Source organism: Pollutimonas rozaliensis (genome assembly GCF_048751585.1).
Classification (GTDB): Bacteria; Pseudomonadota; Gammaproteobacteria; order Burkholderiales; family Burkholderiaceae_B.
Genome location: NZ_JAZHOB010000009.1, coordinates 204,684 through 228,158, shown reverse-complemented (window position 1 = coordinate 228,158; position 23,475 = coordinate 204,684). Strand labels below are relative to the sequence as shown.

Sequence of the window (23,475 nt, the reverse complement as noted above, 5' to 3'; positions counted from 1 at the left end):
TTGTTCAGCCTTGCGCCAGGGGACGCATGGCGGCGGGGGACAGGCGGTTCTTGACGATGCGGAACTTGCCGCTGGCCTCGCGCGGAATGTGGTCGACCACATCCAGGTTGATGCGCATGGATTTGCCCAGCCTAAGGGACAAGGCATGAAGGAAGTTCTCGCGCTGTTCTTGCGTGAAACGCTGGTTCGCCATCAAGGCCACGTCTACGGCGTCCGGCGTTTCCTGGACGATCTGGAAGCAAATGATGCCTTCGGCGTCCTTGGTGCTATTGCTGATATTGCCCAGGTTGACCTTGCCGTTCTCGGGCGACCAGATGAAATCGGCGGTTCGTCCATCGATATGCTTGACCACTGGAAAGCAGGATCCGCAGGCGCAGCGGTGATCGTCCGGCGCCAGGCTGATGCGGTCGCCGATGCGGTAACGGATCAAGGGGGTGCCGCGCGTGGTGAACGAGGTCACCAGAATTTCGCCTTCGCGGGCGGGCTGCATGGCCTCGTCCACCACTTCGAACACGCCCGTCAATGGGTGGATGTGCAAAGACCCTTCGGGGCATTCCAGAATGAAGGGGGCGCCCTCGGATGCGGCGTACTGGTCCACCACGCGGCAGCCCAGCATGGCCGGGATCAGTTCCCGATGTACCGGCAAGACGGTTTCGGCAGTGGGGAAAAAGGTGTCGACCTTGCCGTCGTAGCGCAGGCCGCGTTCCTGCGCCATGGCGCACAGGTCCAGCACGCTGGATGGAAAGCCCACGATGTAGTCGGGTTGGAAATCCTGTAGCGCCCGCCAATAGGCGTCGAAATACTGCGGTCCGATATGGAAGGTCGAGAAAAAGCGGATCTTGTTGATATGGTCGTCGCGCCAGATTCGCCCGGATGCCAGGTCGACGGGCCGCAACAGGCTTTTGCCGCTGAACCACGCCACCTTGCGGCCCAGCTTGTAGCCGTAGCGCGAACGGAAGTAGTCCTTCAGCGCGAAGCGTTCCTGCATGTCTTCCGGGTGGTAGATCACCTTCATGGACGCGCCTGTGGTGCCTCCGGTCAGGCTGACAATGCCCTCGCGTTCTTCGATGCTGCGGATCTGATCCATATGGGCCAGCAGTTGCTCTTTTTCCAGGATGGGAAACTCATGCAGTTCCTTGCCGCGATGCGGGGCATACCAGGGCGATTTTTCTGTGGCCCATTGCAGGAACAGGGCCTGCCGCCGGGCGGCCTCCTGAGCAATCCGATCGGCTCCGGCCTGTTCAAAATCGCGGTAATAGCGTTGATAGGCCTTGTACTCGCCCCGATGCCGTTGCCGGTACAAGTGCGTGTTGTAGACGCTGATGCCGGCATCCTGTACGGCGACCGGAGCGTATTTCAGGATCAATTCTTTCAGTGACATCGTTCACCTTTGGATCAATAAGGCAGCGCCATGGCTGTCTGGTATAGGGATTCGAATCGATCGACCGCATGATTCATCGTGTAGTGATCGGCGATGCGTCCGCGCGCGCGGGCACCCATGGCTTGCAATTGGGTAGCATCCAAATCGGCCATGTGGATCATGGCTTGCGTCAGGGCCGGCACATCGCCTGCGGGAACGACACGGCCGCCCTGCCCAAGCAGTTGGCGGGCATCGCCGACGTCGGTGGTGATGCAAGGCCGTGCGGCGCACATGGCTTCGCCCAGTGCGTTGGGAAAGCCTTCGGTGCGCGAGTGCAGGCAGAATACGTCCATGGCGCTAAGGCAGTCGATCACGTCGCTGCGTTGCCCCAGCAGCAAGAATCGCTCCGGATGCGGGGTGGCGGCGATCTGGCGGGCCAGCGCCTGGTTCTCGCGGGTCAGGTCGCGCCCCACCAGCATGAAATACAAGCCGCGGCGCTGGCGCATGGCGGCGTCGGCCGCCTGCACAAAGCTGTGATGGTCCTTGGCCGCGCTGTACCTTCCAAGGGAACCGATGACCAGGCTGTCGGGAGGGATGCCCAGTTCGCGCCGCAGCCTGTGGCGTCCGGTGTCCGAGTAAGTGAAGGTTTCCGGATCGTAGCCGTTGTGGATGACTTCCATGCGGCTGCGGTCATAGCCGGCCCGGGCATGGACTTCCAGTGCCGAATCGGCCACGCAGACGATGCGCCAGGGCAGGTGGCGGGATGCGATGGCGCAGCTGCGGCGCACGGCCCGCTTCAGCCGCGTACCGCCCGACTCGAAGTGGGAATTCCGGATGCCCCACAGGATGCGCTTGATGCCCAGCCGCCGGCCGGCCAGGCCGCCGAGCAGGTCTGCGTAGTACATCCAGCATTGCAGCACGTCCGGCCGATGGGCCTGCAGCGCGCGCTTCAAGCGTATATAGGTGCGCGGCGTATCCCGCAACGACTGCATTCCCAAGGCGGTGACGGCTATGCCTTGCGCTTCCAGTTGGGGGCCCAGTGTCCCTTTGCCCGTCAGCGAAATCACCCGGTGCGCATACTGCGGATTGCCGCGGTGAGCGTCAATCAGGCGAAGCAGAAACCGTTCGGCTCCGCCTACGTCCAGGCCGACGATGACATGGGTAATGTGAATGGGTGTTGTCATGTTTGTTGCGCCTGTAGCCAGGCCTGGAAGGAAAGCACGCACCACAGGCGTTGTGAATGGTCTTGATGTCCGACCTGGTGCTGCTGCCAGGCATGCTGGATGGGATCGGCATTCAAGTAGCCTTCGCGGGCCAATCGCGCCGGGTCGAGCAGCGCATGGGCCCATTCGCGCAGGGGGCCGCGCAGCCAGTCGCCCAGGGGCACGGAAAAACCTTTCTTGGGCCTATCCATCAGCGCTTGGGGGACGTGCCGGTACAGCAGTTGGCGTAGAGGCCACTTGCCTTCGCCGGCCCTGATCTTCCAGGCCAGCGGCATGCGCCAGGCCAGCTCCACGACTCGGTGATCCAGCATGGGAACGCGTACTTCCAGGCTATGCGCCATGGCGGCCCGGTCCACCTTGACCAGGATGTCGTCGGGCATGTACATGGTGGTATTGGCGGCCATCATGTCGTGTTCGAAGCAGTCTGTCTGGGGCAGCGCGCCGGGTTCCGTCAGCGGCGTGGGAGCTTCGGACGCATCGCGCACCAGTGCGCCGGGATCGGCCCAGTGGCTGCTGAGCTGGCGAAAGAAATCGCGCTGATCGGGCGACGAGAGCAAGGTCGAAAGCTTGTGCAGCTTGTCGGCATTGATGTTGCGTGCCAGGCGTCCCGACGATGCGCGGCGCAGGCCCTCAAGCATGGCGTCCCAACGGGCGGGAGGCACTCCCGCCAGCACCGAGGCCGCCAGCCCGCGCAGCGGTTTGGGTACGCTTTGTATGCGGCGCCACAAACGGGGCGCAAAGCGAAATGTGTTGTAACCCCCGAAAAGCTCGTCGCCGCCATCGCCGCTCAGCGCCACGGTTACATGTGCCCGGGTCAGCTTGCTGACGAGCAGTGTGGGAATCTGCGAACTGTCGGCGAAGGGTTCGTCGTAAATATGGGGCAGCGCCGGGATCAGGTCCAGCGCGTCGCTGGGCTGTACGACCATTTCGGTATGCTCGGTTCCCAGGTGCTGGGCGATGGCCGCCGCATGCGGCGCCTCGTTGTAGCGGACATCGTCGAAGCCGATAGTGAATGTGCGTACCGGCTGCATGCTGTGCGCTTGCATCAGCGCCACGATGGCGCTGCTGTCGATGCCGCCGCTAAGGAAGGCGCCCAGAGGCACATCGGACAGCATCTGGCTGCGCACGCTAAGCGACAACTGCTGCTCCAGCGCATTCACCGCGTCCTTGGGTGTTCCTTCAATCGGATGGCGCAGGCCGGAGGCAACGGTTTCCGCGACCGTCCAGTAGGCCATGGGTTGTGCCGCCCGGGCTTGAGCCGAATCTGCCAGGTTCAGCGCAAGCAAGTGGCCGGGGGGCAGCTTGTGCACGCCTTGGTAGATGCTATGAGGCGCGCTGATGTAGCCATGTCGCATGAAGGCGGCCAGTGCCTGCCGATCCACGTCAGCCTGGAAAGCGGGGTGGCGGCGCAGCGCCTTCAGCTCGGAGCCGAACAGCAGTACGCCGTTCTGCCAGCCCCAATACAAGGGCTTTTCGCCGAGCCGGTCGCGCGCCAGGAAAAGCTGTCTGGTCTGGCGATCCCACAGGGCGAAGGCAAACATGCCGGTGGCCGCCGTCAGCGTTTTCCGCAGGCCCCAGGCGCTGGCGCAGGCCAGCAGTGTTTCCGTGTCGGAATGGCCGCGCCAGTGGGGGGCGCCGCCCTCCGCCTCCAGTTGTCGGCGCAGATTCAGGTGGTTGTAGATTTCGCCGTTGAAGACAATGACATGGCGCTGATCGGACGACAGCATGGGCTGGTGCCCGGCCGCGGACAGCTCCAGCACGGAAAGCCGGCGGTGTGCCAGTGCCAGGCCGCAGGATTCATCGGCCCAGACGCCCTCGTCGTCCGGTCCGCGGTGCGTAAGCGCGTCCGCCATGTGGCGGGCGGTGCTATGCAGGGGTGCGCTGGCGTCCAGCGTATGGAAGCCGGTCAGGCCGCACATGGTATTCCTTGGCTGCGTGTCATAGGGATAGTGGCGCCGTGGCGCGAGGAAGCAATAGCGGTAAATAGGTTTCGACCACCCGATCGACGTTGAAGTCTTGCGCGCGCAGCCGGACATCGGGCGGGTGCGGGTCTTCCAGGGTCTGGTCTATGGCCTGCGCCAGCGCGCCGGGGTCGCCCACGGGCACGAGCCTGCCCCAGCGGCCTTTACCCAGGATTTCCTCCGGACCGCTGGGGCAGGCGGTGCTGACGACGGGCGCGCCGCAGGCCATGGCTTCGACGAGCACATTGCCAAACCCTTCCCAGCGGGAACTCAGCACGAAGACGCCGGCCCGGCCCATCCAGGCATAGGGATTGGTTTGAAAGCCCGCCAGCAGGATGTCGTCTTTGCAATGCAATTCGTTGATCTGGGCTTCCAGCGCCGGGCGTTGTCCGCCTTCCCCCAGTATGGCCAGTCGAAGGGGACGCTGCGCGCGCAGCAGGTCGAACGCGCGGATCAGGGTCGGAAAATCTTTTTCGGGACTGAGACGGCCCGCTGCGACGATCACGGGCGGCGCGCCCGGGGCGAACCAGGGATGGTCCAGCGGTTCCGTGCTCTTGGTAGCCAGGGCCGCGGTGTCGATAGGGTTGTGGCGCGTATGGATGCGTTCGGGCGCGCAGCCCAGCCTGCGGGCCAAGTCCTGGGCGACGCCGTCGGAGACGGCAATAATGGCATCGGCGCGCGCATATGCGGGCCGCATCAGCCAGGGCAGGCACCACGCCATGCCAGGGTTCGAGTCCGACAGCAACTGGCTCAGGTTGGCGTGTTCAGTCAAGACCAGGCGGGTCGGCACCTTGGCGATTCGGCAGGCCCAGCTGGCGATGACGTTGACGTAGTTCATGGCCGACACAAGGGTGGCAGGGCATTCCTGGCGCAGGTAGCGTGCCAGGGGCCGTAGGGTCTGGCGCGTACGGGGCGCATGCAGATTCACAATGCGTACGGCGGGCGAGACATCGGCCAGGTAGATGCCGGCCTTGCGGGCAAGCACCAGATCCACGTCCAGCCCCTTGGCGGCCAGGCCATTGGCCAGCGAGACCATGACGCGTTCCGCGCCGCCGCCATGCAGCGAAGGAATGAACAGCGCCACACGGCCGCTCGTTGTGCGTTCGGCCGCGGCGGCCGGCGGGTTATGCGCAGAGGCGGCGGAATCAAGCATGGATTGCATGGCGGAAGTCCCGATCCAGTGTTTGGCGTACCGCCGATAGCTGCGCCGGGGTTTGGCGCAGCAGGGTGGCGATGATGTCGTGCACCGGATGTTGTGTGAACTCGGCAAGGGGAATGCAGGCCTCGCTCTTGCCGCAGTAAGTGAATAGTTGCAAGACCTTGGGATCCCACTCGAATCCGATCACGGGCACGTCCAGCGCCATTGCGGTGACCGCGGCATGCATGCGATAGGCCGCCAGCGCCTTGTAGTTGCCGATGCGCTGCAGCAGATCAGCGGGCGATGCGATGGATGTGCAGACCGACAAGCCTGGGTACTTGGGCGACAGCGTGCGCCAGACTGTGTATGCAAAGTCGTTGTCGACGCCCGAGCCGTTGGAGATCAGTTCGATGTGGTCGGCGCCGACTTTCTCAGCCAACGCACCGATCAGGGCGTCCCACCATTGCAGTGCGTATTGCGGGTCGGCCATGGAATGCTCGGGTGCCACGGCTTGTAGGGCCGAGGGCGCGATGACGCCCAGGCCTACTGTGTTGGTTTGCATTGCCAAGGTGTCGTTGCGGGTCAGATACAGGCCCGTATCAGCGCTGCAACGGATCTTGTGATGAACCGCCTCTCCGCCGATGGCTTTGATCAGGTCGTAGGTGTTGCCATCGCGGCAGATCACGCAGGCCACGGCCTCGGACCGCAGGATGCGCGCGGTTATTTTTCGGCCCAGCCAGCTGTAGCGTTTTCCTGCGCCGACCGAAAACAGCTTGACCGGTACGCCATGGCGCTCGCACTGTTGCACGATGCGCAAAATGAGCAAGGGGAAATTCAGATAATTGTCCATCAGCAGATTGCCTCCACCGATTACCACTTGTTGGTAGTGCGACACCTGATAGCCAGTCGCAATGCGGCGATAGCGGGTGGCGTGGAACAGCAGCGCGATGGCGTAGTTGACCAAGGCGATGCGCAGTAAGGCGCGCCATATGCGTTGCGGCCAGGAGGGCGTACGGGGCGCTGTGCCGGCGGCTTGCGCAGCGGCGGTATCGGATGAGGCCGCCGCTGGAGCCGGCGTGCCCCCGTAGAAGTCGCGAAACGTTGCCGCAACGCCATGTTCGGCACACAGCTTTTCAATGGCCAGTTTGATGATGCCGTCGCCGACATTCCTGGATGCATATTCGCCGATGAACAGGGTCTGCTTCATGGTGTCGTCCACTGCGGCATGTTTGGAAAACGGCTCATGTTTCGGTCTCTTGAATTTTGCTTGTGTTGCGCTGAAGCCAAGCCTGCAGCTTTTCCTTCAGGAACACATAGCCTGCGACGCCGGAAAGATGGCTGAGCAGTAGATAGAGGATGGCAAAGCAAAGGCCGCCCGCCAGCGCATGCCAGCCGGAACTCAAGGCGGCGGCATGCATCAGCCAGGCGGTGGCGCCCGCGCAGATGGCGGCCACCGCGATGGGCTCGAACATATCCAGCAATTGTGCGCGCCAGGTGTAGCCTATCTGGGTGGCGGAGCAGTACATGTAGTAAAGGCTGGACAGTGCGACGGCCAAGATCTGGCCCGTCACGATGCCGATAAGCCCAAAGGGAATCGAAGCCGCCAGAAGCGCCAGGTGTATGGCTTTTTTCGCCATGCCCGTGTACAGCACCAGATCGGTCCTGCCCAGCACTTTGAGCATGTTGAAGTTGACCGTATGGATGGGCAGCAGCATGCCGGCGATGCACAACAGTTGCAGATAGGGCACGGCCGCCGCCCAACGGGTATCGAAGGCAATCGCGAACAGGGGGCCGGCCAGGATGGCGATCAGCAGCAAGGCTGGCGCCATGATGTAGAACAATAGCTGCAGCACGATGCGGTACATCCGGCGCAGGCCGTCCAGGTCGTCCTGAAGCTGCGCCATGGCCGGATACGTGGCTTGCTGGACCGCACTGTTCAACTGATCCACGATCAGGTCGCGTATGCGTTTGGCAAAGTAATACAGGCCTGTCGCCTCGGCGCTGAACACACGGCCGATGACCAGCACGTAAGAATTTTCGTAGAGCACGTTCAAGGTGCTTTCCAGCGTCAATTTGGAACCGAAGCCAAACATCCGGCGGAAGGCCCGCGTGCTGAAAGCCAGGCTGGGCCGCCAATTGCCGCTTAGCCATAGCAAGGCTGTGGATACGGCGGCGGCGATCATGAATTGCGCGACCAGGCTCCACACTCCCAGGCCGGCATAGGCCATGAACACCGCAATGGTCCCTGCGATGATGGTGGCGGCGGAATTAATACGCATCAGCGACTTGAAGTCCATGGCCCGGTTCAGCAGCGCCAGCTGGACCACCTTGAATGCATTGATGAACAGTACGAGCCCAATGACGCGAATCAATAAGATCAGTTCCGCTTGTTCATAAAAATGGGCGACCCAGGGCGCCGACAGGTAAAGCGCTAAATAGATCAGCACGCTGAAGGCGAGATTGGTGACAAACGCCGTCGATAGATCGATATCTTCCAGCTGCTTTTGCCGAATGATGGCTTGGCCGAAGCCCGAAACCATCAAGACATCGGCCAGGGCATAGCAGATGGCGATCATGGCCATCAGGCCGAAGGCGTCGGGCGTGAGGAAGCGCGCCAGGAACAGCGTGAACACCACCGAGGCGCCGCGGCTGACCACCATATTGGCCAGGTTCCAGGCGATGCCGTGACCGACTTGTTTGCCCAGGGTGTTCACCGGTCAGACATCCTTTGAGCCGTATTCATAGTGGGTATACCGATAGCTGCCGTACTTGCTGCCATAGCGGCGATTGGAAGCCGAAAGATCGTTGAAGATCACACCGTTGATTCTTGAGCCGGATTGCCGCAGGCGTTTGACCGATTCTTCCAGCTCGCCCAGTGTCGTGACGCCGGCCCGAGCCAACAGGAAGACGGCGCCCGCATGCGAGGCCAATGCCATGGCGTCGGACACCACCAATATGGGGGTGGTATCCAGCAGCACCACGTCGTAGCGGCTGGACAGCGCCTCGAGCACCTTCGGAGCGGCCGTCGAGAGCAGCAGTTCGGCCGGATTCGGCGGCAGTACGCCGGTGGTGATCAGATCGACGTTGGGCAGGACGTTGGGCCGTATGGCCTGCTCCGTTGAAATCGTGGCGCTGATCAGCTCGCTGAAGCCCTTGGGGCGTTGCATGCCGAAGTACTGATGCACATAGCCCTTGCGCAGGTCGGCATCGACCAGCAGGACGCGCTTGCCGGCCGCGCCGAGCACGGCTGCAAAGTTGACGCTGGTGAACGATTTTCCTATGCCCGGTGTGGGGCCGCTGAACAGCACGATATTGTTGGGGGCGTCCAGCATGCCGAACTGCAAGGCGGTGCGCAGGCTGCGCAAGCTTTCGATGGCCGGATCGCTTGGCGTGACGTTCGCCAGAACGTGATTGCCCGGGCGGCGGTCCATGATCAGGCGATGGAGTTCGGCCTGACCCGCTGTATGGGGTACGGTGGCGAACACGTTCAGCCCCAGAGTGGATTCGATGTCGGCGGGGTCCTTGATGCCGGGGCGCATCATGTTGCGCAGGAAGGCCGTGCCCACGCCCAGCGCCAGTCCCAGCAGCAGGGCCACCGACAGGACCAGCGGCTTGTTCGGCTGGATGGGCCTGGTTGGAACGACGGCGGTGTCCACGACCCGCACATTTCCGATCTTGCCTTCCTTGACCAGCCGAAGTTGCTGGGCGCTGTTAAGCAGATTGACATAGAGCTCGCCGTTGACTTTCACGTCTTGCATGAGCGTAAGCAATTGCTGCTCCAGATCGGGAAGATTGCTGATCTTTTTCGATAGCTCCGCGATTTCCTTCTTGACCGCCGCGATCTGACGGTCCAGTACCTGCATGGTGGGGTGGGCTTCGGTGTACAGCGCCGCCTGTTCGCGGCGCTTTTGTTCCAGGGCGAACAATTGCGACTTCAGTTGTACCGACGTATTCAGCGACAGGGAGCCTTCCGTACCCAGATCGAAGGTACCGTGTTCGTCGCGGAATGCCGTATAGCGGTCGGCGGCCGCATCCATCTTTTCTTTCAGCTCGGGCAGGAAATCATCCAGGAAGGCCAGTGATTTTTCAGCTTCGGCCGCCTTGCGCTCGATGTTCTGGTCGACGTAGGCCTGGCCTATGGCATTCAGTATGTGGGTAATGCGCCCAGGGTCCGTGCCGGCCATGACGGCGGACAGCACACCCGATTGCTTGCCCTTTTCGGATACTTCAAGCGCGCTTTGCAGGCTCTTGATCATCGAGATGCGCGACTGGCGGGTCACGATGAAACGGGCGCCGGGTTTTGCGCTCAAGGCGGTGATCCGGATGCTGGCGGGCGCGCCCTGCAGTTCGAACGGCACCAGTTCACCCACCTTGCCATGGGCCAGCTCCGATTCATCTGTTCCGAGCAGGGTGTAGCCGTCCTCGGTGGCGATCAGCGCCAGAGGGGTTCCTTCCAGTTCGGCGGGCATGTCCAGGCGGTCCAGCTGCACGGACTCCGTACCCGACACATAGCCGTCCATACCCAGAAAGCCGGGTTTCGACAGCCCCGTTGCGCGCGAAGCCAGCCATCGGCCGACGAAGGGCGCGTAGTCCGGCTGTGCGCTCAGATGCAGCCGAAGGTCATCCACGGCCTGCCCGATCACCAATCGGGAACGAAGAATCTCGATCTCGGCCGACGCGGGCGACTGCACGTTGAATAGGGCGGCCATTTCACTGAGCGCATTGCTTGTCGGCCCGTTGCCTTGTTCCACTTGTATCAGACTGTCCGCCTGATACACCGGCTGCGTCAGGAAGGCATACAGGACACCGAAGAAGAGGACGACGGCGGTAATGGCGGCGATGAGCCAGCGGGCTTCGATTACGATGTCGAGCAGGCCCAGCAGGTCCACGTCGTCCCTGTCTTTTTGGTCCGCGAGGCTGGGCTGCATGTCGTTATTAGGTATTGTCATCTTGGTTTTGAGCCTTCACCCGATTTGGCGGATACGCTGTACCCAGTGATCGACGCCGCGCTCGATGGCGGCATAAGCTTGTTCGAACGCGTCGCGCGGCTTTTTATACGGATCGGCGACGTCGAAACGCTGGCCCTCCGGCAGCTCGCCCAGGCAGCGGATCTTGCCCCGCGCCAAGGGGTAGCGCGTCGCCAGCTCATTTTGCTGATCGCCTTCCATGACCAGGATCAAATCAGCGCTGGTGCACATGGCTCGCGTGATCTGTTGGGCGCGATGCGCCGACAGATCCAGGCCGTGCGCCCGGGCGATGTCTTGCGCCGTGCTGTCGGCCGGGTGGCCGACCAGTGCGGCCAGGCCCGCCGAATACACGGCCTTATCGGGGAAGTGCCGCTTGAAAAGCGCCTCGGCCACGGGACTTCGGCATATATTGCCGATGCAAACGAGCAGGATGTTATGCATGGTCATGATCGTCTTAGCGCGTTGTGTTGCGGGTATTGATGAACAGCGAGTTGTAGCTTGGGAGCAGGTTGGTGATGAAGCGATTCCATCGCACCACCGGCGCCGGGTCCACATACACCACATCCCTGGGCTGCAGCTGGAAGTCGTTGGCCAGGACGAACGACGCCGGCGAGCTGGCATCCAGGTGATAGATCTCGGGCAGCGCGTCTTCGCCGCCAAGTTCAACCGGCATTTTGCGCACCACATAGATCTGGCTGGCGTCGGCTGTCCAGGGATTCGGGCCGCCGGATTCACCCAAGGCTTCGGTCAAAGATAGACGCCCGTCATGCAGCGGTTGCGCGCGGGGCGTCCACACTTCGCCCATGATGAACACTTGCGATTCAACCTGGTTGCGCACGCGCAGCAAGTCGCCGTTGGCCAGCAGGATGCGGTTGGGGTTGACGCCTTGGCGGGTCAGCCTGGACAGATTGATATTGATGGTTTTATCGTTGCGGGTCAGCGCAATGGATGACCGATCCGCTTCCTCGCTGAAGCCGCCCGCGCGGTTGATGGCCTCGGGCAGCGTCATGGGGATGTCGTCCAGCGTTTGCAAGCCGGGGACGCGCACTTCACCATCCACATAGATGCGGCCGTTTCGGTAGGCTTGAACCCGCACGGTGACCTGCGGGTCATGCACATATTTGGACAGGCGCCGCGTCAGCAGCTCGCGCGCTTCGTTTTCAGTCAGCCCGGCAATCTTGATCGGACCGATGAAAGGGAACTGTATGGTGCCGTCGGGATTTACGTTATAGCCATTACCGACGTCGGCTTGACTGGTGGAGCCCATGCTGCGGTTGGATGTGGCCGGTGTCAGGCCCAGTTCCGGGTGGCCCCAGACAACAATGTTGACGACATCGCTGCGCCCGATACGATAGACCTTGCGTGTTCCGAACAGCTGTTTTATGTCTTTGTCGATACCCCCCTTGGATGCCGTCTTGCTTTGCTGGGCAATCAGGGCGGGTGTAATGGGGATCAGCGTGCCCGCGGGCGCGGCGTCCTCCGTGGCATCGCCGTACTGGGTTTTGGCGCCCATGCGCATGCCTGGAGCCATCGCGCAGGCCGTCAGCAGGCAAGAGATCGTCAGGATGGCTATCGTCGGTCTCAGTCTGCTGAAAACGGTCGAGACATGCACCGGAGTTGAAGTCGTCATCAAGGATTCTTTTTCTTAAAGTCTTTACAGGAAAAAATGCAATATCAAGCCGCCGGGCAATAGCTACCGCAGTGGATGCGCCGGGTGGCGGTATCCGAACGAAGAGCATTGCCTGATGGCAACCGGGTTGTAGGCGTCGGCCGGCACAGCCGCCGACGCGGAGAAGATCAGGCTAGTGTTGATTGCTTGTGCCTGACCTTGATGTATTGCCGCGACTTAACAGCGTCAGCAATACGGCGATACGTTTCGATGAGACCTGGGCCGCACATTCCATTCCAGCCTCCCCACGTCCGCGTCGTTGAGCCGCGTGCGTCGCCCTTGTGGGTCGGCGTTGATCGTATGCCGTGTGGCATTGATTCGCGCTACCGCTACCTGGCGAGTTTTGGCGCAGGCAGCAAGCGGGGCAAGCGGATTGCTATCCATTGCCGGTTGCGCCTGGGCCCTGGAGCCTGGATGTTCATTGGGCACTTCTATTCTCCTCATTTGCTGCCTATCCGCTAAAAGCCGGAGAGACCAAGATCAATTTATCATCGGCTCCGGACCTGCCTGTAACAAACCGCAGATGTTTACAACGGAAAGGTCCACCAGTCGGCGGAGTCAGGCAAATGCGCTTGTGACGTTATTTTTTGTACTTTGTGTCAAAACGATGTGCCAGGGAAGGTCAATTGTTACGCGAGCAGGGGGAAGGCATGGGGTTCGTGTGACAACATTTGTATGGTGTTCTATGAATACGAAACCGTATGTCACTAGCGGATCGAAACCCGTCATCTGATTGTCAAATCCGTTCCGGCTCAATCCCGCTCTGTCGTTGCGTATTGTTGCAAGCTATGCGTCATTCGTTGCAAGCGCGGCGCCGTTATTCCGGCCGCCGGCTCAGCCTTGCCAGCCAGTCGGCGGGCCAGGGTATGGAAAAAGGGCCATCCTTTTGGGATGGCCCTTTGAAGCGGATGCGCAAGTGCAGGGATCGCTTAGGGGAATTCCTGGCGCGTATGCATAACGGCCAGAATCTTGACGTGATCGTCCCGGACTTCGCACACGATGATGTAATTGGGGTGCGCCATGATTTCGCGGGTGCCGGGCACACGGCCCGGTCTATATATATAGGGATAATCCGAGACGGGCAGCACCGAGTTTTCAATTTGATCGTGCATGGCTAGAGCGGCATGCACATCAATGTCTGCGATGTAGCCGATGATGCTGTCTAAGTCATCAAGTGCGGCGGCACTCCAGGATATGGGTAGCATGGTTGTCCGATTCTTAGTGTTGTAATACCTGGGACTTAGCCGTCCCGACCATTCGGTCGGGTGCCGGCTTCTTCCTGATCTTCCAGTTTATTGCTTAGTTTTTCGCGAATACGAGCCATTGCTTCGTCGTGAGAGATGCCTGGGCGAGTATCGTTGCGGCTGGCTTGCACTTTCACACGAAACCAGCGGCCATAATTGGCCGCTTGTTCTTCGGTCTCGAACTCGGAGACGATGGGAGAGAGGGCAGCATTCATGGAAAAAATTCCTTGTGTATTGTCCTAGTATAAAACAATTAGGCACAATTGGCGTGATTTGCCATCTCGAAAAAGCCGGCATCGCGCAGGGCGCCGGAGCGCCCGACGACTTGGCCCTATAGTGGTTTGACCGCCAAATCTCCCCTGTAAATGGTATTTTCCAGCGTTGCCGCATGGGCGGTAAACGGATCAGGCTCGGCTGGGGAGTTGACATCGAGAGTCCAGCGCGCCAAGGCGGCGTACGTCATGAACTTTATGCCGGGCTCAGCTTGTATCTCGGAGAAATATTCGCTCAGCATGGCGATACGGGCCACGCGCGAAGAGCCAAAATCCCCCCGCAAATGCAATACGAGCGGAATCAGGCCATTCACATCCAAAAGTGCCCGGGTTTCGTCACGCCATATCTGTAGCAGGCGCGCATGCGTGTGGCGGGCCGAATAGGCTGGCCCGTCGGAAAGTGCATACGATGAGGGAATCTCGGCTAGAGTACCTGCGGGTAGCAGAAACCGATAAGGGGTATCGTCGTCTTGAAACGTCGCATCATAGTCAAGACCCAGTTCAAGCAAATGATGAAGGGTTGACGGCGAAAGCTCGTTGTCAGGGCTGCGATAGCCCAGCACTTTTGCGCCTGTAGCCTGCTCCACCGCCTCCACGCCATCGCGCAGCCATGCTAGTTCATTGTCGGGTTGCGGCCTTTTCATGTCGGCGCCTCGGCTGGCCACCTCGTGGCCGGCGGCCACGACGCGCCGTAGCTCTTGCGCGTGACGGTTCGCGTCATTTCCGGTGACGAAGAAAGTTGCGAGGATGCCGTGTTTGGCCAATACATCAAGCAGGCGGGGCAGGCCGGCGCGCACGCCGTAACGTCCATATGAGAATCTGCCGAACAGGCGTTCCGGGGTGGTGGTAAGCAGGTCGTACGATTCCGCGTCGAAGTTGACGGAGACGGCGGCCACACTGCGCGTGGCTTCGGGCCAGGGAAAACCGGTTTTCATGTGTGGCAAGCCTCTTCGAGGTAATGGGGATTGGCCAGGCACCATTGAGCAAAACCGGCGCAGGAAAAAAACCTGACGCCGTCATACTGTTGAATATGGCGTATGACCTCTTCGAAAGCACGTGAGCGGGACGGAGTGCCGCTGCCCCATCCGGAACGCGGATGGACCGTCAGCACAAAGAATCCATCGCTGTTGTAGATATGCTCGAACTCATCGATCCATTGATCCCTGACTTCTGATGGCGGCGTGTGGCTGAACTTGTAGAACGGGAAATCGTCCAGGCTATAGGTATTGTTGGGAAGCTCAATCAGATTGTTGGTGCCCCCCGCGCCATCGGAGAAGCGCAGCCTGTAAGGAAGGTCATAGTCCTTATCGCTGGAATCATAGATATAGCCCATGGACTTCAGCACTTGCATGGTGCGATCGCTCTTGCGTCCCGAGGGCGAGCGCCAGCCCAGTACCTGCTTGCCCAGCAGGTTGCCGAGTATATCGTTTGTCTTGCGTAGCAGCGCCTCTTCTTCTTCGAATGGCATTTCCCAGGCTTCGTGAAGATAGCCATGAGCGGCAACCTCGCAGCCTGACGAGTCGATGGCCTTGACGAGGTCCGGATATTGTTCTGCGTCATATCCGGGAACAAAGAATGTGCAGGGCACGCCAAGCCGCTGGAACATCTCCAGGTGGCGGGGGACGCCCCTTTTTGCGGAGTAGCGGCCCCAGGAGTGGATGCCCAGTGGCGCAATACCTCGCCCGACTTCATGGCACGGTCCATCGAAGTCCACACCCAGCAGCACTACGCACTTAAGATCGGATGGAAAATACGTTTTCATTGCGTCCCTGAAAATTGTTGAAGACAGTCGGTTTCACTTTTATTCAGCCTACCTTTATGTTGGCGCGCTTGATGACGTCGCACCAAGTCTTGCGCTCTTGCTTGACGTAGTTTGAGAACTCCTTCGGCGTATTCGTGGTTACATCAAGCCCCTTGCTGCCCAGTGTTTTTTGCAACTTGCCCGTTGCATATACGGTTTGAAGAGCTGTCGCGATTTTTTCGACAATTTCCTTTGGGGTGCCGGCGGGGGCGAATAGACCCGTCCAGCCCACGGTGTCGAATGTGGGATAACCCTGCTCAGCAATTGTCTTTACGTCAGGCAGCACCGATGAGCGCCCAGCCGCCATTGTCGTCCCCAAGGCCCGCATCTTTCCCGCGGCAATGTTGCCGTATTGGCTGACGACCGTATCCAGCATGAAATCGACCCGCCCTCCCATCAGGTCCGCTGTGGCCGCCAACGCACCGTTATACGGTATGGCAAGCATGTCCACATCGGCGATCTGCTTGAACCGTTCAATCGCTAAATGTGACGAGCTTCCAATCACTGTGACCGCATACGTCAATTTGCCTGGCTCCGCCTTCGCCCGTGAAATCAAATCCGGCAGGGATGCTATTGAGGAGTCATGGTTTACAACAATCACATTGTTGTACTTGGCCAGTAGAGCAATTGGCTCGAAATCTTTTTCCGGATCGTAGGGCAGGTCATATAGGCATGCGTTTGCGGCATGCGTTCCGATGGACCCGACCATAATGGTATAGCCGTCTGGCTCGGCTCGGGCAACCGCCGAGGTGCCAATGGTGCCATTGGCACCGGCCTTGTTCTGAACCACGATGGACTGGCCCAGCACAGAAGTCATTTCGTTGGCTACAGCGCGCGCAATTATGTCAGTGCCGCCCCCGGCGGCTATCGGTACCACGAGTGTTATCGGGCGGTTTGGCCAACTTGAACCATTCTGGCCCCATGCGGCGGAAGATGCGAAGGTTCCGATCATCGCAGCCAAACAAATAATCAGAATTTCTTTAGTTCTACGAAATCTCTTCGTCATATCCATGTCAATCTCCTTTAGCGGTGTATTTGTTTGAGTGGTACTGAACAGTTCCTCAGATAAACGAGGGCAATGTGTCGGGCATTTCATCCAGCGGCCAGATCGGCCTGCGGACTTTACGGTAGGTAAATCTGGACAGGTCGGGAGAAACAAAGCCGCCGCTGTCGGCCAGCAGCACGCGCCGCGCGATAGGTTCGAAGGCTGCCCTGAAATGCTGCTGCGATTTCACAACAAGCACATTGGCGCGGGTTGGGTCCACGCCATTGGATCGAAAAAAGCTCAGATCCTGCGTCTGAATGTTATTGGTGGTCAGGATAACCGTCAGCTCGCCGCAAATAACGGTGGCGGTGGGGCCCAGCGTCAGCCGCGTTCCACGGCGCATCGGGCCTTCGTACACCAGGTTCCCGTCGCCGATCCGCTGCACGCGGCAATGGCCGCTGAATGGTTCGCCATATACCTGGGGCAGACGGCGCGCACCGAAGGTCAACCGCAGTTCCGCCCCGACACCCGCGGCGGCACATTCCTGAACGGCTTCTGGATCGCATATGCAGGCGGCCGCGACTCCCCGAATGCCCGCTTTATGCAAAGCGCGTAACAGCGCCACTCCGTCGCCTGGCGCTCCATGCCCGGGGTTGTCACTGAAATCCGCAACGACAATAGGTCCGTTTCCTTCTGGTGTTTGCTGTATTTCCTGGATCACCGTGGGCAGATCAAGCAATTCAATCGATCGCTCTGCCCGGGTCTTCCATAGTTCCTCCATTAATGGCCGGATCACGCCGCCTGCGTGATCGCGACCTGCCAACGATGTGACGGTTACCGCCGGCCCAGCCTGCTCGATGTCCGACCACGGGAAACCGACCGATACCTCGACGGCTTCTATGCCCGGGTGTTGCCGGCATATGGCCTTTGCCTTGTCAAGCAGTCTAGGCATGGGCCCACGGCCATGCGTGCGGCCATGATCGGCGCCATCCAGCATTGGGGGCTTGAATACATGGACGTTGAACCTGTCGCCGGTCGTGAGCATTCGATTCAGCAATGCCGCGGCTTCAAGGGCGAGCGCATGCTGATCGACATGCGGATAGGTGCGATATACGAACAGGCCATTGATCAGCTCTCCCATCTTGGGAGTTACGTTCGCATGCGTATCCAGCGTGATGACTATCGGCTTGTCCGGCCCTAACACGTGTCTAAGTTGCTGAAGGATGTATCCCTCGGCGTCGTCAATGCCTTCCGCGACCATGGCTCCGTGCAAAGCCAGCAGGGCGCCGTCGGCGCCTGCCGCTGCGCGCGTCAGCATCTGCACGCAATGGTCGAGCATTTGGCGCGACACCAACCCGGAGGGCGTGCCATGGGCGGCGAAGGGTTGGCGCAAAGTCCAGCCATATTGCTCCGCCGCCACAAGATGCGCGCCCAATTCGGTGCTGGTCCCGGCAAAACGTTTCGCCACCGAATCGCCTTCAACAAAGATGCGTCGGCGAAATGCCTCCATGTCCGTAATCGAGCTGCTGAACGTGTTGGTTTCGTGGCTGAACTGAATGGAAACGATGGTATGCGGCATATGTCCTTAGATTGCGTCTACAAGTCCGATAGAGCTCACTCTAGGTACGTTGTGTATGCCGGTCAAATCATTAAAATAGAAGACTTCATACCATTTTTGATATGTTGATTTCGAGGTTACCCATGCAAGACTTAGCCCTTCGACGGTTTGACCTGAATCTGCTTCCCGTTCTGGATACCTTGCTTCGCACAAGAAGCGCGACCAAGACGGCTGAGATCCTGGCGCGCACCCAGCCGGGAATCAGCCGGGACTTGGCAAAACTGCGACGCCTGTTTAGTGATCCCTTGCTTGTTCGAGTTCGTGGGCACTTGGAGCCGACTCCATATGCCCTTGCCCTCTGGCCCAGTTTGCAGCGCGCATTGGACGAAACGCGCGCCACCCTTGATCATGCCAACCCGTTTAATCCGGCCACAGCCAAGGATGTATTCCATGTGGGTAGCAACAGCCTGACAGAATCGATGCTATCGACGTGGATGGCTCGCAATTTTTCAAAGGCCGCGCCGTCAGTCTCCGTTCACTTTACGCCTGTCCCGGGTTCCCAAGTGCCCGCGGAAGCATTGTTGAGCGGCCAAATGCATTTGGCCGTAGGCCGTTTTGATGGCTGTCCGAGCTCTTGCCTGATCAAGCCTCTATTTACGGATCGACGTGTCTGTGTGATGCGGCAAGGGCATCCGGTGCTGAAAAAGCAGTTGACCATCGAGCTTTTGACCACATTGCGATTCGTTACGACATCCACCATGCTTGGCCAGCCGAATGAGATCGATAGCCTTTTGGCTCAACGGGGACTGAGTCGCCGATTCCAGTTCTTCGTGTCCAATTTGGCTCTTGCACCGCATGTGCTTCTAGAAAGCGATTGCATCACCACATTGCCCAGGCGAGCCGCGGAACTGGCGCTGTCTCAGTACCCTTTGGCCATCAAGGAGCTTCCTGACGAAATCGCCGAGACAACGTATTCCATGATCTGGGCCAAGCGCTGGGATGGAATTGACTCGGTAAGATGGTTAAGGAGGCAGGTGGAACTTGCCTTCGACGTGAAGGACGAAAAAGTACTCTGACCGGCAAGGGCAAGGGCAAGAGTGGAGGTAGGAGAGCTTTAAAGTTTATTAGCAGCCTGCTTAATAAGTATCAAACAGCCGGCCATAAGGGTGGAATGATCCAGTAGATTCCAAACCTTGCCTAAGGTGATGTTTGACCTTAATAACGCATGGCGTTATTATTTGGCCATGATCGAATCGTTCAAATGCCCTGATACCCAGGCTTTGCATGAAGGCAGGCGGGTTGCACGTTTCGTGAACATCGAGCGGGTCGCTCTGCGTAAATTGCGTCAACTGGAAGCGGCTTTGCGGTTGGAAGATTTACGCATTCCACCCCAGAATCGCCTGGAAGCCCTGAAAGGTAACCGCAAAGGGCAGCATAGTATTCGCATCAATGATCAATGGCGGATTTGTTTCGTATGGCGCGATGGCTATGCATACGACTTGGAAATTGTGGACTATCACTGAAAAGAGCGAATTATGGTTCGTGAAATTGCTCCGGTAACCCCGGGGGAGCTATTGCAAGAAGAGTTCTTGGCCCCGCTGGGTATAAGCCAATACCGCTTGGCGAAAGAGATCGGCGTTTCGGCGCGGCGCATCAACGAGATAGTAAAGGGGATGCGGGCCATCACGGCCGACACAGATCTTCGCTTGTGCCGGTTCTTCGGGTTGTCGGACGGCTATTGGCTGCGCGTCCAGGTAGCGCATGACACTGACGTTGCCAAAGACGCGCTGGCGGATGTGCTGGCGAAGATCACGCCGCTGGAGCACGCGTAGGTCGATTTTTGCCAGAAAGGCGCTGGACACCCTACAGCCAAACCTCCGGGAAGCTTCCGGGATGCCGGGCCGAACCTCTGCTTTCCTTCACGCCAAGGTTTTCAAGGCGTTCAAATTCAGAAATGTCGCCGGCAAGTTTTTTGCAGGCTACATGGCCAAGTAATGGAGAGGCCAGTTGGAAGAACTTATGCTCAAGCCGTTCGCTTTGCGTAAGCAGATCCATTGAAGGCATGCCCGCATCGACCAGCGCACAGTAGCGTTGTCCCTGCAGTGTTTCGATTTCGACCTTCGCCTGCATCGGTGGCCATCCATCCATCAGGTTTACGTCGACCTTTTCTCGAAGCTGGATGATGTCTTTATCGTTGGCAAGGGCGTCGTTGTAGGTTTCGGCTTTTCCTGTATCCCATCCAGCCAGCGCATAGGTGGCATTCTGGCGCAGGCTGAACTTTGCTTCGGTACCAGTTTTGGGACTTTGGATGTTGCAAATGGAATCGACGGTGCGATCGGCGTGAATGGCTACTTTTTTAATCTCCGACGCCACGATGGGCCGCTCCTGCTTGATTTGCCGTATGCATTCCAGCGTGGCTATCGTTCCAAAGCACGATGCGTCGAATTTGAATAAATTATTTCTTATATGAAAGCCTTGATCGGGCTCGCCCAGTGCCTTCGATGCATTGAAGTCCGGACTATGGGTGAGGGAAAAGCCCATCCCATGTTCGAAGATGTTTACAGGCCCATCAAGGCCGTGCTGAACCAGGACAGCGGCGGCCAGTCCATTTCTTGCGGCCAGCCCGGCATGCAGCGGCTTGGCCATGGTCCCAAACATTGCCTTCAGTCCGGCGGCCTGCGTTCCCGCTATGCCCAGCACGCTTGCGGTCTGTATCGGGTTCAAGCCAATAAGATGTGCGCATGCGGCGGCGGCACCAAAGGTGCATATCGTTCCGGTGGCGTGATAGCCCCGTGCCAAGTGGCCGGGCGCAAGTAGCTGGCCAATCCGGCAAGCGGTCTCATAGCCGGCGACGAAGGCGGTGATAAGCTCTTTTCCGCTCTTGCCGTGTTGTTGGGCCAAAGCCAGCAGGGCGGAAAAAATAACAGCCGTCGGGTGCCCGGATATGGACAAGTTGACGTCATCAAAATCCAGGGCATGGGCGGTTGTTCCATTGATCAAGGCCGCTTGCTGCGCCGTGTACCGCCCGGCTTGCCCGACAACGGAAGCGTATCCATTTTGTTCGAAGCCCGGATGCTCGGCGCCTAGCAAAATGCCATGCACAGGCTCGGCGCAGCCGGCTATTGTCACGGCAAACCAGTCCAGAATGCACTGTTTAGCTATCGCAATAACATCGGCGGGCAGTGTGTCGAAGCGATACGCCAGAGCCTGTTCAACCAGGGTTTCAGTGACCTTGCCCGCTTGGCAAGTGGCTAATGGGTCCGGAGACGAGCCTGTTTCCATGACTTATCGATTTAATTTATGGTTAATTTACTTTTCTGGACAACCTCGCCCCACTTTTCAACCTCCTGGCTGACGTAGGCGGCGAACTCTTCAGGCGTGCTGTAATCGACTTCATAGCCTTGGCCTTCAAGCCTTGCGGCTACGGCTGGATTCTTTATGACTGCGGTCACACTCTTGTTTAAAGAGTCGACTACGTCTTTTTTGCTTCCGCCAGGGGCAAATAGCCCGTACCAGGTGTTCATGGAATAGCCCGCCACACCGGCTTCTTGCATCGTTGGAACGTCGGGCAGGGCGCTGGAGCGGCTGGTGCTGGTTACCGCCAAGGCTCGCAGGCTTCCCGCTTTGATATGAGGCAGGACGCTGGGCAGGGTGGTGAATGTGGCGTTTACGTGGCCCCCAAGCAGGTCTGTATTGGCCGCTGCCGCGCCTTTGTATGGCACATGAACCATTTTTACCCCCGCCATCAGCTGAAAGAGCTCTCCTGCCAAATGGGGTGAGCCGCCCGTGCCTGTCGAGGCAAAGCTGAGTTGGCCTGGGCTCTTTTTTGCATATTCGATGAACTCGGCAACTGTCTTGACGGGTATGGAGGGGTGGACAGCGAAGACGTGGGTTGTTTTCGCCACCAAGCCTATGGGGACGAAATCTTTGATGCAGTCATAAGGCAGCTTGGGATAAAGCGACTGGTTCACGGCGTTGGGCCCAATGTTGCCCAGCAGCAGCGTCTTGCCGTCGGGTTTGGCCTTTGCGACGAAATCCGTGCCGATTATCCCGTTGGCTCCAGGGCGATTTTCGACAATTATGTTGCTCCCCAGAGCGGTGCCCAGTTCCGGGCTTATGGACCTGGCTAAAGAGTCGACACCGCCCCCTGGCGGGTAAGGGGCGACGATGCTGATAGGCCCGTTGGCGAAAGCGGGAACTCCGGCGGTGACGGCCAATGCGACGAGTCCGTTAAGCATCAGATGTTTAAGCGTGATTTTCATGGTGTTTGCCTCTGTGTTGATCAGCGGATCGGGCTATTGGGCTTTGATGCCGGACTCTTTGATGACCTTTTGCCATTTTGTATCTTCGGCTTTCATCAGTGCCGCGAACTGCGATTGGGTGGTGGCGGCCGGTTCTGCTCCCTGTCCGGTAAAGCGTTCACGCATTTCGGGAGTCTGCAAGATTTTGTTTACCGCTATGTTGATTTTTTCTATGACGGCTGAAGAGGTCCCCTTGGGTGCAAGCAGGCCCGCCCAGCCCACCACCTCGTAGCCCGGAAGGCCTGTTTCGGCAATCGTCGGCACATTGGGCAGCAACTGGGATCTTTCGGGACTGCTGACGGCCAGGATCTTCAGTTTTCCCGCCTGCGCATTGGGCAGCGAGGAAGGAATGGTGTCGAACATGACGGCTACCTGGCCGCCCATTACATCGGTGACCGCCGGCGCGGCCCCTTTGTATGGGACATGCATCATGTTCACATCGGCCATGCTGGTCAGCAGGACGCTGGCCAGATGCAGCGAACTTCCGTTTCCTGATGATGCGTAGGAGATGGACCCCGGCTTGGCTTTGGCGAGCTGAATGAGATCTTTCACCGAGCTGACCTGCAGCTTCGGCGTTGCCACCAGAACAAAGGGCAGTAAAGCAACATTGCTGATGGGCTCGAAGTCGCCGATCGGGTCAAACGGCTGCGTGCCATGCAAGTAGGGGCTGATGCTATGAGTGCTTGTGGTGGCCATGATAAGGGTATGCCCATCGGGCTTGGCCCTGGCTACGGCCACCGAGGCAATCTGGCCGGTTGCTCCGGGCCGGTTTTCGATGACAACGGGCTGGCCTAGCTCGTCGCCAAGTTCTTTGCTGATATAGCGGGCAACGATATCCGTTGAGCCGCCAGGCGAGAACGGCACAATAAGTCGTATGGGCTGGTTGGGGAAGCCGTCGGCCGCGAAGGCCGGATTACCGGCCAGCGCCGTTGCCGAGGCGATTGAAACAAGAGCGCTTAGCGCCGTATATAGTTTTTTCTTCATGGTTGTCTCCTC

At 59.2% G+C, this 23,475-nt stretch carries 21 protein-coding genes; 3 read left to right on the top strand and 18 right to left on the bottom strand.

Going from position 1 to position 23,475, the window contains the following annotated elements:
- Positions 1–4 precede the first annotated feature (4 nt).
- The 15 genes from V0R37_RS17850 to V0R37_RS17780 all read right to left on the bottom strand — a co-directional run bounded on the left by V0R37_RS17850 (position 5) and on the right by V0R37_RS17780 (position 18,199).
- A complete protein-coding gene (locus tag V0R37_RS17850; protein ID WP_420375802.1) occupies positions 5–1,381 on the bottom strand; it encodes a phenylacetate--CoA ligase family protein in 1,377 nt (458 codons plus the stop codon).
- A gap of 14 nt (positions 1,382–1,395) precedes the next feature.
- Positions 1,396–2,544: a glycosyltransferase family 4 protein gene (locus V0R37_RS17845; RefSeq protein ID WP_420375801.1), complete on the bottom strand. Its 1,149-nt coding sequence runs from the start codon at positions 2,542–2,544 to the stop codon at positions 1,396–1,398.
- Positions 2,541–4,502 (bottom strand): asparagine synthase (glutamine-hydrolyzing), encoded by a 1,962-nt coding sequence (gene asnB / locus V0R37_RS17840; RefSeq protein ID WP_420375800.1) that lies wholly within the window; start codon positions 4,500–4,502, stop codon positions 2,541–2,543. The genes V0R37_RS17845 and asnB overlap by 4 nt, the downstream gene beginning before the upstream one ends.
- 19 nt (positions 4,503–4,521) lie before the next feature.
- The gene (locus V0R37_RS17835) at positions 4,522–5,706 is read right to left on the bottom strand and encodes a glycosyltransferase (RefSeq protein ID WP_420375799.1); all 1,185 of its coding nucleotides are present in this window, start codon (positions 5,704–5,706) and stop codon (positions 4,522–4,524) included.
- On the bottom strand, positions 5,690–6,889 hold the full coding sequence (locus V0R37_RS17830) for a polysaccharide pyruvyl transferase family protein (RefSeq protein WP_420375798.1): 1,200 nt from the start codon (positions 6,887–6,889) through the stop codon (positions 5,690–5,692). Before V0R37_RS17830 ends, V0R37_RS17835 begins: the two co-directional genes overlap by 17 nt.
- A gap of 34 nt (positions 6,890–6,923) precedes the next feature.
- On the bottom strand, positions 6,924–8,396 hold the full coding sequence (locus V0R37_RS17825; RefSeq protein ID WP_420375797.1) for a lipopolysaccharide biosynthesis protein: 1,473 nt from the start codon (positions 8,394–8,396) through the stop codon (positions 6,924–6,926).
- 3 nt (positions 8,397–8,399) lie between these two features.
- Complete coding sequence (locus V0R37_RS17820) at positions 8,400–10,631, bottom strand: polysaccharide biosynthesis tyrosine autokinase (RefSeq protein WP_420375796.1); 2,232 nt, start codon at positions 10,629–10,631, stop codon at positions 8,400–8,402.
- 15 nt (positions 10,632–10,646) lie between these two features.
- A complete protein-coding gene (locus tag V0R37_RS17815) occupies positions 10,647–11,090 on the bottom strand; it encodes a low molecular weight protein-tyrosine-phosphatase (RefSeq protein ID WP_420375881.1) in 444 nt (147 codons plus the stop codon).
- 13 nt (positions 11,091–11,103) lie between these two features.
- Positions 11,104–12,279: a polysaccharide biosynthesis/export family protein gene (locus V0R37_RS17810; protein WP_420375795.1), complete on the bottom strand. Its 1,176-nt coding sequence runs from the start codon at positions 12,277–12,279 to the stop codon at positions 11,104–11,106.
- Between the two features lie 968 nt (positions 12,280–13,247).
- Complete coding sequence (locus tag V0R37_RS17805; protein WP_420375794.1) at positions 13,248–13,523, bottom strand: type II toxin-antitoxin system RelE/ParE family toxin; 276 nt, start codon at positions 13,521–13,523, stop codon at positions 13,248–13,250.
- A 35-nt stretch (positions 13,524–13,558) separates the two neighbouring features.
- Positions 13,559–13,777, bottom strand: coding sequence for a type II toxin-antitoxin system RelB family antitoxin (gene relB, locus V0R37_RS17800; RefSeq protein WP_420375793.1), 219 nt, complete (start codon positions 13,775–13,777; stop codon positions 13,559–13,561).
- A gap of 116 nt (positions 13,778–13,893) precedes the next feature.
- Entirely contained in the window at positions 13,894–14,769 is an 876-nt protein-coding gene (locus tag V0R37_RS17795) for a polysaccharide deacetylase family protein (protein ID WP_420375792.1), read from the bottom strand.
- Positions 14,766–15,596, bottom strand: coding sequence for a polysaccharide deacetylase family protein (locus tag V0R37_RS17790; protein ID WP_420375791.1), 831 nt, complete (start codon positions 15,594–15,596; stop codon positions 14,766–14,768). Before V0R37_RS17790 ends, V0R37_RS17795 begins: the two co-directional genes overlap by 4 nt.
- Positions 15,597–15,639: 43 nt before the next feature.
- Positions 15,640–16,647: a Bug family tripartite tricarboxylate transporter substrate binding protein gene (locus tag V0R37_RS17785; protein WP_420375790.1), complete on the bottom strand. Its 1,008-nt coding sequence runs from the start codon at positions 16,645–16,647 to the stop codon at positions 15,640–15,642.
- A 49-nt stretch (positions 16,648–16,696) separates the two neighbouring features.
- On the bottom strand, positions 16,697–18,199 hold the full coding sequence (locus tag V0R37_RS17780) for a M81 family metallopeptidase (RefSeq protein WP_420375789.1): 1,503 nt from the start codon (positions 18,197–18,199) through the stop codon (positions 16,697–16,699).
- Positions 18,200–18,321: 122 nt separating this feature from the next.
- On the opposite strand from V0R37_RS17780, the gene V0R37_RS17775 reads away from it, so the two are divergent.
- The 3 genes from V0R37_RS17775 (at position 18,322) to V0R37_RS17765 (ending at position 20,010) form a co-directional block, all read left to right on the top strand.
- Positions 18,322–19,254, top strand: a complete 933-nt coding sequence (locus tag V0R37_RS17775) for a LysR family transcriptional regulator (RefSeq protein ID WP_420375788.1) — start codon at positions 18,322–18,324, stop codon at positions 19,252–19,254.
- A 168-nt stretch (positions 19,255–19,422) separates the two neighbouring features.
- Entirely contained in the window at positions 19,423–19,701 is a 279-nt protein-coding gene (locus V0R37_RS17770) for a type II toxin-antitoxin system RelE/ParE family toxin (RefSeq protein WP_420375880.1), read from the top strand.
- A gap of 12 nt (positions 19,702–19,713) precedes the next feature.
- Positions 19,714–20,010: a HigA family addiction module antitoxin gene (locus V0R37_RS17765; protein ID WP_420375787.1), complete on the top strand. Its 297-nt coding sequence runs from the start codon at positions 19,714–19,716 to the stop codon at positions 20,008–20,010.
- A gap of 31 nt (positions 20,011–20,041) precedes the next feature.
- On the opposite strand, the gene V0R37_RS17760 is transcribed toward V0R37_RS17765, so the two are convergent.
- From V0R37_RS17760 to V0R37_RS17750, 3 genes are read right to left on the bottom strand one after another with little or no spacing between them, the layout of a single operon-like run.
- On the bottom strand, positions 20,042–21,460 hold the full coding sequence (locus tag V0R37_RS17760) for an MmgE/PrpD family protein (protein ID WP_420375786.1): 1,419 nt from the start codon (positions 21,458–21,460) through the stop codon (positions 20,042–20,044).
- 11 nt (positions 21,461–21,471) lie between these two features.
- Positions 21,472–22,440: a Bug family tripartite tricarboxylate transporter substrate binding protein gene (locus tag V0R37_RS17755; protein WP_420375785.1), complete on the bottom strand. Its 969-nt coding sequence runs from the start codon at positions 22,438–22,440 to the stop codon at positions 21,472–21,474.
- Positions 22,441–22,473: 33 nt separating this feature from the next.
- Positions 22,474–23,463: a Bug family tripartite tricarboxylate transporter substrate binding protein gene (locus tag V0R37_RS17750; RefSeq protein WP_420375784.1), complete on the bottom strand. Its 990-nt coding sequence runs from the start codon at positions 23,461–23,463 to the stop codon at positions 22,474–22,476.
- Positions 23,464–23,475: the final 12 nt, after the last annotated feature.

Bases quoted from the DNA above. Each gene is read 5' to 3' on its own strand.
- V0R37_RS17850 (WP_420375802.1), bottom strand. From the start codon at position 1,381: ATGTCACTGAAAGAATTGATCCTGAAATACGCTCCGGTCGCCGTACAG.
- V0R37_RS17845 (WP_420375801.1), bottom strand. From the start codon at position 2,544: ATGACAACACCCATTCACATTACCCATGTCATCGTCGGCCTGGACGTA.
- asnB (WP_420375800.1), bottom strand. From the start codon at position 4,502: ATGTGCGGCCTGACCGGCTTCCATACGCTGGACGCCAGCGCACCCCTG.
- V0R37_RS17835 (WP_420375799.1), bottom strand. From the start codon at position 5,706: ATGCAATCCATGCTTGATTCCGCCGCCTCTGCGCATAACCCGCCGGCC.
- V0R37_RS17830 (WP_420375798.1), bottom strand. From the start codon at position 6,889: ATGAAGCAGACCCTGTTCATCGGCGAATATGCATCCAGGAATGTCGGC.
- V0R37_RS17820 (WP_420375796.1), bottom strand. From the start codon at position 10,631: ATGACAATACCTAATAACGACATGCAGCCCAGCCTCGCGGACCAAAAA.
- V0R37_RS17815 (WP_420375881.1), bottom strand. From the start codon at position 11,090: ATGCATAACATCCTGCTCGTTTGCATCGGCAATATATGCCGAAGTCCC.
- V0R37_RS17810 (WP_420375795.1), bottom strand. From the start codon at position 12,279: ATGACGACTTCAACTCCGGTGCATGTCTCGACCGTTTTCAGCAGACTG.
- V0R37_RS17805 (WP_420375794.1), bottom strand. From the start codon at position 13,523: ATGCTACCCATATCCTGGAGTGCCGCCGCACTTGATGACTTAGACAGC.
- relB (WP_420375793.1), bottom strand. From the start codon at position 13,777: ATGAATGCTGCCCTCTCTCCCATCGTCTCCGAGTTCGAGACCGAAGAA.
- V0R37_RS17795 (WP_420375792.1), bottom strand. From the start codon at position 14,769: ATGAAAACCGGTTTTCCCTGGCCCGAAGCCACGCGCAGTGTGGCCGCC.
- V0R37_RS17790 (WP_420375791.1), bottom strand. From the start codon at position 15,596: ATGAAAACGTATTTTCCATCCGATCTTAAGTGCGTAGTGCTGCTGGGT.
- V0R37_RS17785 (WP_420375790.1), bottom strand. From the start codon at position 16,647: ATGGATATGACGAAGAGATTTCGTAGAACTAAAGAAATTCTGATTATT.
- V0R37_RS17780 (WP_420375789.1), bottom strand. From the start codon at position 18,199: ATGCCGCATACCATCGTTTCCATTCAGTTCAGCCACGAAACCAACACG.
- V0R37_RS17775 (WP_420375788.1), top strand. From the start codon at position 18,322: ATGCAAGACTTAGCCCTTCGACGGTTTGACCTGAATCTGCTTCCCGTT.
- V0R37_RS17770 (WP_420375880.1), top strand. From the start codon at position 19,423: ATGATCGAATCGTTCAAATGCCCTGATACCCAGGCTTTGCATGAAGGC.
- V0R37_RS17765 (WP_420375787.1), top strand. From the start codon at position 19,714: ATGGTTCGTGAAATTGCTCCGGTAACCCCGGGGGAGCTATTGCAAGAA.
- V0R37_RS17760 (WP_420375786.1), bottom strand. From the start codon at position 21,460: ATGGAAACAGGCTCGTCTCCGGACCCATTAGCCACTTGCCAAGCGGGC.
- V0R37_RS17755 (WP_420375785.1), bottom strand. From the start codon at position 22,440: ATGAAAATCACGCTTAAACATCTGATGCTTAACGGACTCGTCGCATTG.
- V0R37_RS17750 (WP_420375784.1), bottom strand. From the start codon at position 23,463: ATGAAGAAAAAACTATATACGGCGCTAAGCGCTCTTGTTTCAATCGCC.